The organism is Nonomuraea sp. NPDC048916 (assembly GCF_040649575.1).
GTDB lineage: Bacteria > Actinomycetota > Actinomycetes > Streptosporangiales > Streptosporangiaceae > Nonomuraea.
Genome location: NZ_JBEZFS010000012.1, coordinates 296,380 through 309,242, shown reverse-complemented (window position 1 = coordinate 309,242; position 12,863 = coordinate 296,380). Strand labels below are relative to the sequence as shown.

Here is a 12,863-nt window from a genome sequence, read left to right as displayed (position 1 = left end):
AACCCCCAACGATCGGCCGAGACCGATCGGCACCCGTCAACCTAAATTGACGACTCAAGTATGTCAACTTTGATTGACCTCTCATCCTTGAGGAGGAGCCCGACATCCGCCGGGCCCGCTCCGACGAATAGGGCGTCGAGGAACCCGGCCGGGACCTCTCGAATCGAACCGATCAGCCCTTCGAAAGGACCGAACATGGAGCTCCGGATCAACCGGCGCGCTCTAGTCGGACTCGGCGTCGCGGCGGCACTGACCGCCTCCTCGTTCGCCGTGCTCCGCACCGACACCGGCGCCGCCTCCTCGCACCGCGAGGCCCCGGCGATCCTGGCCGACCCGCTTCACGACAACACCGACGTCTACGCGTTCGTCAGCCCCGACAAGGCCGACACGGTGACGCTGCTGGCCAACTGGGTCCCGTTCCAGGAGCCCCACGGCGGCCCGAACTTCTACCCGTTCGCCACCAAGTCGCGCTACAACGTCAAGATCGACAACAACGGCGACGCCAAGCCCGACATCACCTACCAGTGGACGTTCCGCGACGAGGACCGGCGCGGCACCACCACGTTCCTCTACAACAACGGGCCCGTCACCTCGCTCGACGACCAGAACCTGCTCTACCGCCAGCGCTACACCCTGAAGAGGATCACCCCGGGCGGCAGCAGGACCCTGGTCTCCAACGGCATCGTGGCGCCCAGCAACGTGGGCCCGGCCTCCATGCCCGACTACGGCACGCTCAGAAAGCAGGCCATCACCAGCCTGCCCGGCGGCGGCAAGGCGCTCGCCGGCCAGTCCGACGAGGCGTTCTTCCTCGACCTGCGCGTGTTCGACCTGCTGTACGGCGGTGACCTGTCCGAGGTCGGCCAGGACACCACCCGGGGCTACAACGTCAACACCCTGGCGATCCAGGTGCCCGCCTCCGACCTCGCGCTCAAGGGCGACGCCAAGCGCAACCCGGTGATCGGCGTCTGGTCGACCACCGACAAGCAGGGCCCCAACGGCTTCGTCCAGGTCTCCCGCCTCGGCAACCCGCTGGTCAACGAGGTCGTGGCGCCCGCCGGGCTGAAGGACGCGTTCAACGCGCTGCCTCCGGCCAAGGACGCCGACGAGCCGGCCCTGGTCAAGCGGGTCACCGACCCCGAGGTGTCCAGGCTGCTGGAGTCCATCTACGGGATCAAGGCGCCCGCCACCCCCCGCAACGACCTGGTCGAGATCTTCCTGACCGGCATCGCCAAGGGCAACGGGCCGATCATGGCGGACCTCAACTCGCAGACGCTCAACAAGGACGCCGGCAAGCTCCGTCCCGCGGAGATGCTGCGGCTCAACATGTCGATCCCGCCCACCAAGGACCCCAACAGGCTCGGCGTGCTGGCCGGTGACCTGCAGGGCTTCCCGAACGGCCGGCGCCTGTCGGACGACGTGGTGGACATCGAGCTCCAGGCCCTGGCCGGGGCCGCGCAGTCGGGCAAGCTCGTCCCCGGGCTGACGGACAAGGTCGACAGGAACGACAAGCCCTTCCTGACGACGTTCCCGTACATCCCGCTGCCCGGCAACGTCGCGGTCAACCAGCGCTGACCCCGTGACCGGCCGGCTCCCTCTCCGGCCGGCCGGTCTCCCCCGCGGCGGGTCCCGTCTCCCCGATTCCCGCCGCCTCACCGGCCGGCCGGGTACCCCGTCGCGGCCGGCCGGCCCCTGCCCGACCCTCAGACCGTTCGGAGCCCTCGATGCGATCGCTCGTCCTCGCCTGCGGCGTGGTCCTGGCCGGCGCGCTGGCCTTCACCACCGTCGCGGTGTCCGCGCCCGAGCAACGCCAGGAGCAGCAGGCGGCGCCCTTCACGGAAACGCTGCAGGCCCGCCTCAAGCGCCTGCCGGGCGACTACCGCGGCTGGGCGCGGCTCGGCATGGAGTACGTCGACCAGACCAGGATCACCGGCGACCCGTCCTTCTACGCCAAGGCCGAGGGCGCCCTGGCCACCGCCGCCCGGCTGGCTCCCGAGGACGACGCCGTGCTGACCGGCCAGGCCGTGCTCGCCGCCGGCCGCCACGAGTTCGCCGACGCGGTACGGCTCGCCAACCGGGCCATCGACGTCAACCCCTACAGCGCGCCGGCCCACGGCGTGCTCGCCGACGCCAAGACGCAGCTCGGCGACCTGCGCGGCGCCGAGAAAGCCGTGGACCGGATGCTGAGCCTGCGCCCCGGCGTCCCCGCGTTCACCCGCGCCTCCTACGCGGCCGAGCTGCGCGGCGACCGGGACAGGGCCCGCGAGTTCCTCCAGGACGCCGAGGACGACGCCTTCCTGCCCGCCGACCGGGCCTACGCCCGCCACTACCTGGGCGAGCTGGCCCTGCACTCCGGCGACCTGCGCACGGCCGGCGAATGGTACGGCAAGGCCCTGCAGGCGTACCCGGCCTACACCCCGGCGCTCGCCGGGCAGGCGAAGGTCGCGGCCCTCGGCGGGCGGCTGACCGAGGCGCTCACCCTCTACGAGCGGGTCGTCCAGCGGCTGCCCCTGCCCCAATACCTGATCGAGCAGGGCGAGACCCGGATGAAGGCGGGCCTGACGGCCGACTGGACGCTGCTCCGGGCCCAGCGCGAGCTGCTGCGGTCGGCCGGCGTGCGCGACGACCTCACCTGGGCCGAGTTCGAGGCCGACCACGGCGACCCGGCGCTGGCCGTACGGCACGCCAGAGCCGAATACGCCCGCAACCCCAACCTGGTCGCCGCCGACGCGCTCGCCTGGGCGCTGTTCCAGGACGGGAAGCCGCGCGCCGCGCTGCGATACGCGAGGAAGGCCACCTCGACCGGCTGGCACCACCCGCTGATCGGCTATCACCGGGCGCGGATCGAGCAGGCGCTGGGGCTGCCCGCGCGCGTCGACCCGGCCTTCGACCCGTCCCTGCCCGCATTGGGAAGGTTCTCATGAGACTCATCCGGCTGGGCCTGCTCGCCGTCCTGGCGGGGCTGCTGCTGTCGCTGTCGGCGGCGGTCGTGTTCGTCGCGGCGGCGCGGGCCGAGTCCCGGCCCGCGCTGGCCCACCCGCTGGGCAACTTCACCGTCAACCACTACAACGGGCTGCGCCTGCTGACCGGCCAGGTGCGGAACACCGCCGTGGTGGACGCCGCGGAGCTGCCGACCCTACAGGCCAAGCCCGAGGTCGACGGCTCGTACGCGCCCCGCAGGTGCGCCGCGCTGGCCGCCGCCCAACGCCTCACGGTCGGAGGCACGGCGGTGCCGTGGCGGGTGACCCGCTCGGCGCACGGGTACGCCCCCGGCCAGGGCGGCCTGGAGACCAGCCGGTTGACCTGCGAACTCGTCGCCGGCGTCCGCCCTGCGGGGGCCGTGGAGTTCGCCGACGGCTTCGAGCAGGATCGGATCGGCTGGCGGGAGATCACCGCCGTCGGCGACGGGGTCCGGCTGGCGCGCTCGTCGGTGCCCTCGGCCAGTGTGAGCGACGAGCTGCGCCGCTACCCGGACGACCTGCTGGCCGACCCGCTCGACCAGCGGACCGCCACGCTGACCGTCGCCGGGCTCGGCGGCCCGGCCGGCTCCGGCGCCCCGGACCCGCCCGGCCAGGGCGGGATCAGCGGCGGGATCGCGCTGGGCGGGCCGATCGGCGACGCCCTGGCGGCCCTGGACCGGACGTTCACCGGGCTGATCGGCTCCGACCGGCTCACGGCGCCGCTCGGGCTGCTGGCGCTGGGACTCGCGGTGGTGCTCGGCGCCGGCCACGCGCTGATCCCCGGACACGGCAAGACCATCATGGCCGCCTACCTGGCCGGACGGCGCGGCCGTCCGCGTGACGCGGTCGTGGTGGGCGCCACGGTGACGGCCACGCACACGGCCGGGGTGCTGGTGGTGGGGCTGCTGCTCAGCGCGTTCACGGCGCTGGCCGGCGAGTCGGTGCTGGCCTGGCTGGGGGTCGTGAGCGGCCTCCTGATCGCCGTCATCGGCCTCCGCCTCCTCAAGTCCGCCCGCCACGGCCAGCACGCCCACGCCCACGGACACGGCCACGGACATGGGCACGGACATGGGCACGGCCACGGACATGGGCACGATCGTGGGCGGGGTGGTCTGGTGGGGTTGGGGGTGGCGGGCGGGCTGGTGCCCAGCCCTTCGGCGCTGATCGTGCTGCTGGGCGCGATCGCGCTGGGCCGTACCTGGTTCGGGGTCGCGCTCGTCACCGCGTACGGCGTCGGCATGGCGGCGACGCTGACCGTCACGGGCCTGCTGCTGGTCAAGCTCGTCGACCGGCTGGAGCGCAGGGCCGCGGCCGGGCGCGGCCTGGCGATGCGGCTGTCGGGCCTCGCCCCGCTGGGCACCGCCGCGATGGTCGTGCTGCTGGGCGCCGGCCTGGCCCTCCGCTCGGCGGCCACCCTCTGACCGCCACTCACTCTGGCTCCTGCGCACCACCACAGCTATAGTCATGTCCATGACTAATCATCCCCATGACCAACGCTGACCCGTGGCCCTGCGACACGCGGTGCTCGCGGCGCTGCTCGACGGCGAATACAGCGGCTACCAGCTCACCAAGATCTTCGACATGGGCGTCTCCAACTTCTGGTACGCCGCCCCACAGCAGCTCTACAGCGAGCTGACCAGGCTGGAGGGCGACGGCCTGATCTCCGGCCGGGAGGTCGTCCAGCGGGGCCGGCCCAACAAGCGGGTCTTCACCGTCACCGAAGCGGGGCTGGGCGAGCTGGCGGCGTTCACGGCCGCCCCGGGCAGGCCGCTGCTGATCCGCGACGACCTGGCCGTGAAGGTCCACGCCGTGGACCTGCTCGACCCGGCGCCCGTGGTCGCGCAGCTCCGCGAGCGTGCCGCCGAGGCGGCGGCCAAGCTCGCGATCTTCGAGAAGACCCTGCTGCGCATGCGCGGCGACCTGGACGAGCAGGCGTTCCTGCGGCAGGGCGAGCGCGTCGGCCCCTACCTCTCCTGCCTGGCCGGGTGCCGGCTGGAACGCGAGATGCGCGACTGGTGCCTGTCCACCGCGCGGACACTGAGCGAGCGCGCCCACCATGCCGGAAGGGAGATCCGATGAGCTTCAAGCGTTACGTCGCCCTCGGCGACAGTCAGACCGAGGGTCTGGGCGACGGCGACGACACCCTCGGGCACCGCGGCTGGGCCGACCGGCTCGCCGAGCACCTGGCCCGTGCCGATCCGGACCTGCTCTACGCCAACCTGGCCGTGCGAGGCCGGCGGGCGGCGGAGATCCGCGACCAGCAGCTCGCGACCGCCCTGGAGCTGCGCCCCGACCTGGCGACCGTGATGGCCGGGATGAACGACCTCATCCGTCCCGGCTTCCGGGCCGCCGAGGTGGCGGGTGTGGTGGAGGAGATGTTCGCCGCCCTCACCGGGGCGGGCGCGCACGTGGTCACCGTGACCTTCCCCGACATCGGGCGGATCGCGCCGCTGGTCCGCCGGCTGGCCCCGCGGGTGGTCGAGTTCAACGCCTGCCTGCGCGCGGCGGCGGCCCGCCACGGTGTCACGGTGGTCGACACCTACCCCCACGCGTTCGCCACCGATTCCCGGATGTGGAGCAGCGACCGGCTGCACGCCAACTCCCTGGGTCACGCCCGCATCGCGGCCGCCGTGGCCCACGCGCTCGGCCTGCCGGGCAGCGACGGCGACTGGGCGCTCCCGCTCGCCCCGCAGCCGCGGCCCGCCGGCTGGCAGGTGGCCGCCACGGAGCTGCGCTGGGCCGCCTCCTTCGCCGGGCCCTGGGTGGTCCGCCGCCTTCGGGGCCGCTCCTCGGGCGACGGCTTCACCGCCAAACGCCCGCTCCTCACCCCGGTCGCATCGGTCGACGACGGTCAGGCCGAAACCGCCTCGACCGACCACGGATAACCCCTACGCGAAACGGTCGTCTCAGTCGAAATCGTCTCGCCCGACCACGGACCTCTTCACAAACCAGGTCGTCTCAGTCGATGCCGGGCAGGTCGGGGTCGTCGTAGTCGGCGTCGCCCTCCTCGGCCCGCCGCAGCTTGATGTCCTCGGCCCAGGCGGCGGCGAACCTCCGGATCTCCCGGACGCGGTCCCCGCCCAGCCCGTACGCCTCGAACTCCTCGTCGGCGATGGAGTCGACGAACTCCAGCCGCATGGCGAGCTCGCGCGGGGAGAACACGTCGTTGTGCGCCCTGGCGAGGCGTTCGAGGTCGCGGAAGGAGTAGTGGTGTGCCACGGCGGCGACGTCGATGACGTCACGGGCGAGGCCTCTCTCGTGCAGGGCGCGCATCCTGAGCCCCACCGCGTCGTCGAGGCCGATCGGCTCGGGCAGCGACTGGCCGGTTCCGTCCCATCGCGATGGAGGCGACATGCCCTAAGTATGCCGACGTGGCCGCCTGCTGGACGGCAGATCGTGGCGCCCTGAGAGGAACTCCTGGAAAGCGATCTTCGCCCTGATCGCCGGCCGCCGCCACCGCTCCTCCCTGTGGACGGCCTTGGCCATCTTGCGCGGCCGCTTGGCGAAGAACCAGTAGGCCCATGGGGATCCGGGGCGCGCCAGGCGCACCGCTCCGACGATCAGCAGGACCGGCAGGAACAACCCGGCCATCCCCGTCCAGATCTTGCCCTTGAGCAGCGTGACGACGGCGAGCAGCAGGTTGGCCACGATCAGCACGGCGGGGTTGACCGGGGTGCCGTAGTCCCAGCTGAGCGGCCGGAGGCCGATGAGCAGCAGCCCGGTGACGGCGACCGCGATGAACACGGCGTCGACGGAGGCGCGGCCGTCCTCCTCCCAGTAGACGTCGTGCAGGTGCAGGATCAGCGCGAACTCGTCCAGCACGAGCGCCGACCCGATGCCGAACACCGAGGCCGCGACGGCGTAGCCCGCCTGCGAGGCGGACGACAGGATCAGCCCGGCGACGCCTCCGGACAGCATGAGCACGACGCCGAACACCACGTGGTGGATGTGCATCTCGCCCACGCTGACGTTGCGGAACCAGCCGATCTTGGCCCGGATCAGCCGGACGTTGATGCGCGTGGCGATGAAGGCGACGATCAGCGCGACGAAGAAACAGAACAGCGGCAGCCGTCCTGTCGAGATGATGCTCTGCCGGAACCATTCCCCCATGACCTTGCCACCGATGCTACGAGCCCGGTCACGCTGCCTCGTACCGGAGGGCGGGTCTTCGCGGTGAGTTCAGGACAGGAACCCGCGGAGGAGGGCGGCCGTTCCCTCCAGGTGCTCGGACACCGCGCGGCGGGCGGCCTCCGGGTCGCCCGCGAGGATGGCGGCCACGATGGCCTCGTGCTGGCTGGCGGAGTGGTCGAGGTTCACGTGGAGCATCGGGATGGCGTTGAGCAGGTCGCTGACCCGCAGGCGGGCGTCGGCGCAGGCGGTGGTCAGCAGGGAGGAGCCCGTGAGCTCGGCCACGGTCAGGTGGAAGGCCGTGTCGAGCCGGCGGTAGTCGTCGACGCCGGCCTCGTTGACGTCCACGAGTCGGCGGCGGAGCAGGTCGCGCTGGTCGTCGGCGAGCGGGGCGGCGGCGAGCACCTCGGCGGCGCCGCACTCCACGGCCATCCGGAAGGTGAGCGCGTCGGCCAGGTCGGCGGTGCCCATGTCGGCGACGACCCGGCGCAGGTCTCCGGTGCCGGGCTGGGGCGGGACGTAGGTGACGAACGCGCCGCCGTAACGGCCTCGCCGTACGTCGAGGTAGCCGGCGTCCTGGAGGGCGCGGATGGCCTCGCGCAGGGTGACCCTGCTGATGCCGAGCTGGACGGCGAGCTCGCGCTCGGGAGGCAGTTTCTCACCCGGCCCGACCACGCCCAGTTTGATCGCCTGGAGGAGGCGTTCCACGGTCTCCTCGAAGGCGTTGCCCGCCCTGACCGGGCGCAACACTGTCATCAAACGCGCCGAATCGTCCAAGGTGTCCTCAGGTCTTGACAAGCGATCCCGCCATGCACATCAATGGTCTGACACTAGCCCAATCAACGGGAAAGCGCCTCAGGCCGGATCGGAGCGACGATACGTGAGCGAGCGAGTCAGTCCCGGATTCCTCACCGTCGACGAGCTTCGCGACGAGGTCACGGCCGGGCGGATCGACACCGTTCTGCTCGCGATCGCCGACATGCAGGGCAGGCTCCAGGGTAAGCGCCTGTCCGCGCGCTACTTCCTGGAAGAGGTGCTCCACCACGGCTCCGAGGGGTGCAACTACCTGCTGGCCGTGGACGTCGACATGAACACGGTCGCCGGTTACGCGATGTCGTCGTGGGAACGCGGCTACGGCGACTTCGTGATGAGGCCCGACCTGTCGACGTTGCGCCGGGTGCCGTGGCTGGAGGGCACCGCCCTGCTGATGGCCGACCTGACCTGGGAGGGCGGCGAGGACGTGACCGCCTCGCCGCGGCAGATCCTGCGCAGGCAGCTCGCCCGGCTGGCCGAGCGGGGGCTGGCCGCCTACGTCGGCACCGAGCTGGAGTTCGTCGTCTACGAGGACAGCTACGAGGACGCCTGGCGGCGCGCCTACCGCGACCTGACACCCGCCAACCTCTACAACGTCGACTACTCGCTGCTCGGCACCGCCCGCGTGGAGCCCCTGCTCCGCCGGATCAGGCGTGACATGGAGGGCGCGGGCCTCTACGTCGAGTCCGCCAAGGGCGAGTGCAACCTGGGCCAGCACGAGATCGCCTTCCGCTTCGACGAGGCGCTGCGCACCTGCGACAACCACTCGATCTACAAGAACGGCGCCAAGGAGATCGCCGCCCAGCAGGGCAGGTCGATCACCTTCATGGCCAAGCCCAACGAGCGCGAGGGCAACTCCTGCCACATCCACATCTCGCTGCGCGACCTCGACGGCGAGCCGGTCATGGCGGGCCGGGGCCCGCACGGGCTGTCCGAGTTGGGCGCCCGGTTCATCGCCGGGCAGCTGGCCGGTCTGCGCGAGCTGACTCTCCTGTACGCGCCGAACGTCAACTCCTACAAGCGTTTCGTGCCCGGCAGCTTCGCCCCGACCGCGGTCAAGTGGGGCGTGGACAACCGCACCTGCGCGCTGCGCCTGGTCGGCCACGGACCGTCGCTGCGGGTGGAGAACCGGGTGCCGGGCGGCGACGTCAACCCCTACCTCGCGGTGGCGGCGCTCGTCGCGGCCGGGTTGCGCGGCATCGACGAGGAGCTCGCGCTGGAGGACGCGTTCGAGGGCAACGCCTACGCCTCGGGAGCCGAGACGGTGCCGACGACGCTGCGCGACGCGCTGACCCTGTTCGAGGGGTCGAAGCTGGCCCGCGAGACGTTTGGCGAGGACGTGGTGGAGCACTATGCGAACAATGCCCGGGTGGAGCTGGCCGCGTACGACGCGGCGGTGACCGACTGGGAGCTGTTCCGCGGTTTCGAAAGAATGTGACGGGGGGCATGAAGATCATCAATCCGGCGACGGAAGAGGTCGTCGCCGAGGTGGAGATGGCCGGGCCGGCCGAGGTCGACCGGGCCGTGGAGCTGGCCCGGCGGGCCTACCCGGCCTGGCGCGAGGTGTCGCCCGGCGACCGGGCGCGGCTGCTGCGCCGGTTCGCCGACCTGGTCGACGCCCACGGCGAGGAACTGGCCCTGCTGGAGGTCGCCAACGCGGGCCACCCGATCGGCAACGCCCGCTGGGAGGCCGGCGGCGTCCGCGACGTGCTGCACTTCTACGCCGGCGCGCCCGAGCGCAACCATGGCCGCCAGATCCCGGTGCCCGGCGGTGTGGACGTCACGTTCCAGGAGCCGCTGGGCGTGGTGGGCGTGATCGTGCCGTGGAACTTCCCGATGTTGATCATGAGCTGGGGCGTCGCCCCGGCGCTCGCGGCGGGTAACACGGTGATCGTGAAGCCCGCCGAGTGGACTCCGCTGACCGCGTTGAGGCTGGCCGAGCTGGCCCTGGCCGCGGGCCTCCCCGAGGGGGTGCTCCAGGTCCTGCCTGGAGCAGGGGAGGTGGCGGGGGCCCGGCTGGTCGAGCATCCGGACGTCGCCAAGATCGTGTTCACCGGCTCCACCGAGGTGGGCAAGGAGATCGCGGCGAAGGCCGCCGCCCAGGTCAAGCGGGTCACGCTGGAGCTAGGCGGCAAGTCCGCAAATATCATCTTTGCGGACTCAGATCTTGAAAAAGCGGCGCAAGCCGCTCCATATGCAGTTTTCGATAACTCTGGGCAAGACTGCTGCGCCCGATCCCGGCTGCTCGTGCAGGCCGAGGTCTACGACGAGTTCCTCGAACGCCTCGGCGCCGCCGTGCTCGGCATCACGGTCGGAGACCCGCTCGACGAGAGCACCGAGATGGGGCCACTGGTCAGCGCCGAGCATCTCGCCCGGGTCCGCGGCTTCGTCGACGGCACGCCCCACCTTCAGGGCTCGTGCCCGTCCGGCAAGGGCTACTGGTTTCCGCCGACCGTGCTCACCTCGCGGGTCACCGACCGGGCCTTCACCGAGGAGATCTTCGGTCCCGTCGTGTCGGTGGTGCCCTTCGCGGACGAGGCGGAGGCCGTACGGATCGCCAACGACACGCGTTACGGCCTGAGCGGGTCCATCTGGACCCGTGACGTGGGCCGGGCGCTGCGCGTCGCGCGGGCCGTCGAGGCGGGCGCGCTGTCGGTCAACTCCAACTCCTCGGTGCGCTACTGGACACCGTTCGGCGGCTTCAAGGAATCCGGAATCGGCCGGGAACTCGGCCCGGACGCCCTGGCGGCGTTCACCGAGACCAAGAACGTCTTCATCTCAACGGACTGACCTCGCCTCCGCCTCGACCAGCGGCGGATCCACCTCAACGGAGTGACATCTATGCAGCGTTTGCGGGATCGCGTCGCCGTCATCACCGGCGCGGGCAGCGGCATCGGGCTGGCCACCGCCCACCGGTTCGCCGAGGAGGGTGCCAGGGTGGTCTGCGCCGACGTCGACGCCGAGGCGGGCGCCAAGGCCGCGACCGAGATCGGCGGGCTGTTCGTACGGGCGGACGTGACCAGTGACGACGACGTGGCACGGATGTACCAGACGGCGTTCGACACCTACGGCTCGGTCGACATCGCGTTCAACAACGCGGGCATCTCGCCTCCCGACGACGACTCGATCCTGGAGACCGGGATCGACGCCTGGCGGCGGGTGCAGGAGGTCAACCTGACCAGCGTCTACCTGTGCTGCAAGCACGTGATCCCCTACATGCGCCGGCAGGGCAAGGGCTCGATCATCAACACGGCGTCGTTCGTGGCCGTCATGGGGTCGGCGACCTCGCAGATCTCCTACACCGCGTCCAAGGGCGGGGTGCTGGCGATGTCGCGCGAGCTGGGCGTGCAGTTCGCCCGCGAGGGCATCAGGGTCAACGCCCTGTGCCCCGGGCCGGTCAACACGCCGCTGCTGCGCGAGTTGTTCGCCAAGGACCCCGAGCGGGCGCAGCGCCGCCTGGTGCACGTGCCCGTCGGCCGCTTCGCCGAGGCGTCGGAGATCGCGGCGGCGGTGGCGTTCCTGGCCAGCGACGACGCGTCGTTCATCACGGGCTCGGAGTTCCTGGTCGACGGGGGCATCTCCAGCGCGTACGTCACACCGCTGTAAGGAGGGATCGTGCGGCGTCCGGTCATCGGGATCACGACCTACGTCGAGCCCGCGCGCTACACCGTGTGGGACCTGCCCGTCGCGCTGCTCCCGTACATGTACGTGGAGCAGGTAACGCGGGCCGGCGGTCAGCCGGTGCTGCTGCCGCCGGTCGGCGAGCCCGCCTCGCTGGTGGGGCGCCTCGACGGGCTCATCCTGGCCGGCGGGGGCGACATCGACCCCGCGCGGTACGGCGAGGCCGAGCAGCCAACCACCGGCTACATCCGGAAATTTCGGGATGAGGCCGAGTTTGCGGTGATGGAGGCGGCCCTAACGGCCCGGCTGCCGTTCCTGGGCATCTGCCGGGGCCTCCAGGTGCTGAACGTGGCGCTCGGCGGCACCCTCCACCAGCACCTCCCCGACGTGGTCGGCCACACCGGCCACTCGCCCTCGCCCGGCAGCTTCGGCGAGCTCCCGGTGCACCCCGTGCCCGGCACCCGCCTGGCCAAGGCGCTGGGCGGCGGCCCCGTCGACGTGCCCCACTACCATCACCAGGCCATCGACCGTCTCGCCGCCGATCTCACCGTCACGGCCACGGCCGACGACGGCACCGTCGAGGCGGTGGAGCTCGACGCGCACGACTTCACCGTGGCCGTCCAGTGGCACCCGGAGGCCGCCACCGACTGCGCCCTGTTCGAAGCCCTGATCGCGGCCTGCTGACCTGCCTGGGCCGGGCCTCCGGCCCCAGGCCGGCACCCCCTCGACTGCGCCCTCGCCGTACCTCCGGTCGAGCCGGCGACGCAGCCCCTTGGTGGCAGGCGATCCGGTTCATGTCTTGTGAGCGGGATCGTTCAACCGGATGACCGAGCCGGGCGGCCCGTCGATGGCCGTCGCCACCTGCCGGCCCGGCGACTACTTCACCTGGGCCCTGGAGGCGCCCGATCCGTCCGGCGACCCGCACGTCACGCTGCTCGGCGACGCCGCGCACACCATGTCGCCCGGGCGCGGCGACGACGCCAACACCGCCCTGCGCGACGCCCGGCCGCTCACCCTCACGCTGGCCGAGGTGGCCGCCGGCCGGGTCCCGCTCGGGCCGGCGAAGGCCGTATACGAGCAGGAGATGCTGAGATACGGCTTCGCGGCCGGGCACGCCTCGCGGCGCCACCCGTTCGCCCGGCCGGACACGCGTGACGGGGACGCGACAACATCCCCGCCACGGCACTAGGCTTGCGGACATCACCGACAAAACCGTGCGGGAGAGCGCCCTGACCGCCATCCAGGGCCCCTGAAGGAGCAAGCCCTCCCCGCGAACCTCTCAAGGCAAAGGACCGCACGGACGAGGTGACCTCTGGAAAGCAGGCCCCACGTGGCCTCGCCGAA

13 protein-coding genes and 1 riboswitch are annotated in these 12,863 nt (G+C 71.7%); of the genes, 10 read left to right on the top strand and 3 right to left on the bottom strand.

Annotated features, from left to right (window positions below):
• Positions 1-195 precede the first annotated feature (195 nt).
• The 5 genes from AB0C16_RS15445 (at position 196) to AB0C16_RS15425 (ending at position 5,842) form a co-directional block, all read left to right on the top strand.
• Positions 196-1,572 carry a DUF4331 domain-containing protein gene (locus AB0C16_RS15445; RefSeq protein WP_357682948.1) on the top strand — a complete coding sequence of 459 codons (1,377 nt, stop codon included), beginning with the start codon at positions 196-198 and terminating at the stop codon, positions 1,570-1,572.
• A 149-nt stretch (positions 1,573-1,721) separates the two neighbouring features.
• Positions 1,722-2,921 (top strand): hypothetical protein, encoded by a 1,200-nt coding sequence (locus AB0C16_RS15440; protein ID WP_357682946.1) that lies wholly within the window; start codon positions 1,722-1,724, stop codon positions 2,919-2,921.
• Positions 2,918-4,378 carry a sulfite exporter TauE/SafE family protein gene (locus tag AB0C16_RS15435; protein WP_357682945.1) on the top strand — a complete coding sequence of 487 codons (1,461 nt, stop codon included), beginning with the start codon at positions 2,918-2,920 and terminating at the stop codon, positions 4,376-4,378. Before AB0C16_RS15440 ends, AB0C16_RS15435 begins: the two co-directional genes overlap by 4 nt.
• 82 nt (positions 4,379-4,460) lie before the next feature.
• Positions 4,461-5,036, top strand: a complete 576-nt coding sequence (locus AB0C16_RS15430) for a PadR family transcriptional regulator (RefSeq protein WP_357682943.1) — start codon at positions 4,461-4,463, stop codon at positions 5,034-5,036.
• Positions 5,033-5,842 carry a GDSL-type esterase/lipase family protein gene (locus AB0C16_RS15425; RefSeq protein WP_357682941.1) on the top strand — a complete coding sequence of 270 codons (810 nt, stop codon included), beginning with the start codon at positions 5,033-5,035 and terminating at the stop codon, positions 5,840-5,842. Before AB0C16_RS15430 ends, AB0C16_RS15425 begins: the two co-directional genes overlap by 4 nt.
• Before the next feature lie 73 nt (positions 5,843-5,915).
• On the opposite strand, the gene AB0C16_RS15420 is transcribed toward AB0C16_RS15425, so the two are convergent.
• The 3 genes from AB0C16_RS15420 to AB0C16_RS15410 all read right to left on the bottom strand — a co-directional run bounded on the left by AB0C16_RS15420 (position 5,916) and on the right by AB0C16_RS15410 (position 7,841).
• Positions 5,916-6,311 carry a hypothetical protein gene (locus AB0C16_RS15420; protein ID WP_357682939.1) on the bottom strand — a complete coding sequence of 132 codons (396 nt, stop codon included), beginning with the start codon at positions 6,309-6,311 and terminating at the stop codon, positions 5,916-5,918.
• Between the two features lie 3 nt (positions 6,312-6,314).
• Positions 6,315-7,067 (bottom strand): hypothetical protein, encoded by a 753-nt coding sequence (locus AB0C16_RS15415; protein WP_357682937.1) that lies wholly within the window; start codon positions 7,065-7,067, stop codon positions 6,315-6,317.
• A 69-nt stretch (positions 7,068-7,136) separates the two neighbouring features.
• Complete coding sequence (locus tag AB0C16_RS15410; RefSeq protein ID WP_357682935.1) at positions 7,137-7,841, bottom strand: FCD domain-containing protein; 705 nt, start codon at positions 7,839-7,841, stop codon at positions 7,137-7,139.
• 124 nt (positions 7,842-7,965) lie between these two features.
• On the opposite strand from AB0C16_RS15410, the gene AB0C16_RS15405 reads away from it, so the two are divergent.
• From AB0C16_RS15405 to AB0C16_RS15385, 5 genes are all read left to right on the top strand, one after another.
• Positions 7,966-9,336 (top strand): glutamine synthetase family protein, encoded by a 1,371-nt coding sequence (locus AB0C16_RS15405; RefSeq protein WP_357682933.1) that lies wholly within the window; start codon positions 7,966-7,968, stop codon positions 9,334-9,336.
• Positions 9,337-9,344: 8 nt separating this feature from the next.
• Complete coding sequence (locus AB0C16_RS15400; RefSeq protein WP_357682931.1) at positions 9,345-10,688, top strand: aldehyde dehydrogenase family protein; 1,344 nt, start codon at positions 9,345-9,347, stop codon at positions 10,686-10,688.
• Between the two features lie 51 nt (positions 10,689-10,739).
• A complete protein-coding gene (locus AB0C16_RS15395) occupies positions 10,740-11,504 on the top strand; it encodes a 3-oxoacyl-ACP reductase (protein WP_357682929.1) in 765 nt (254 codons plus the stop codon).
• Between the two features lie 9 nt (positions 11,505-11,513).
• Positions 11,514-12,203, top strand: a complete 690-nt coding sequence (locus AB0C16_RS15390; RefSeq protein ID WP_357682927.1) for a gamma-glutamyl-gamma-aminobutyrate hydrolase family protein — start codon at positions 11,514-11,516, stop codon at positions 12,201-12,203.
• A 139-nt stretch (positions 12,204-12,342) separates the two neighbouring features.
• Positions 12,343-12,708 (top strand): FAD-dependent monooxygenase, encoded by a 366-nt coding sequence (locus AB0C16_RS15385; RefSeq protein ID WP_357682925.1) that lies wholly within the window; start codon positions 12,343-12,345, stop codon positions 12,706-12,708.
• Between the two features lie 18 nt (positions 12,709-12,726).
• Positions 12,727-12,824, top strand: a riboswitch (glycine riboswitch).
• The last annotated feature ends 39 nt before the right edge of the window (positions 12,825-12,863 follow it).

Excerpts from the sequence above, each read along its gene's own strand:
- AB0C16_RS15435 (WP_357682945.1), top strand. The coding sequence starts at position 2,918 with ATGAGACTCATCCGGCTGGGCCTGCTCGCCGTCCTGGCGGGGCTGCTG.
- AB0C16_RS15420 (WP_357682939.1), bottom strand. The coding sequence starts at position 6,311 with ATGTCGCCTCCATCGCGATGGGACGGAACCGGCCAGTCGCTGCCCGAG.
- AB0C16_RS15440 (WP_357682946.1), top strand. The coding sequence starts at position 1,722 with ATGCGATCGCTCGTCCTCGCCTGCGGCGTGGTCCTGGCCGGCGCGCTG.
- AB0C16_RS15395 (WP_357682929.1), top strand. The coding sequence starts at position 10,740 with ATGCAGCGTTTGCGGGATCGCGTCGCCGTCATCACCGGCGCGGGCAGC.
- AB0C16_RS15400 (WP_357682931.1), top strand. The coding sequence starts at position 9,345 with ATGAAGATCATCAATCCGGCGACGGAAGAGGTCGTCGCCGAGGTGGAG.
- AB0C16_RS15425 (WP_357682941.1), top strand. The coding sequence starts at position 5,033 with ATGAGCTTCAAGCGTTACGTCGCCCTCGGCGACAGTCAGACCGAGGGT.
- AB0C16_RS15445 (WP_357682948.1), top strand. The coding sequence starts at position 196 with ATGGAGCTCCGGATCAACCGGCGCGCTCTAGTCGGACTCGGCGTCGCG.
- AB0C16_RS15410 (WP_357682935.1), bottom strand. The coding sequence starts at position 7,841 with ATGACAGTGTTGCGCCCGGTCAGGGCGGGCAACGCCTTCGAGGAGACC.
- AB0C16_RS15385 (WP_357682925.1), top strand. The coding sequence starts at position 12,343 with ATGACCGAGCCGGGCGGCCCGTCGATGGCCGTCGCCACCTGCCGGCCC.
- AB0C16_RS15415 (WP_357682937.1), bottom strand. The coding sequence starts at position 7,067 with ATGGGGGAATGGTTCCGGCAGAGCATCATCTCGACAGGACGGCTGCCG.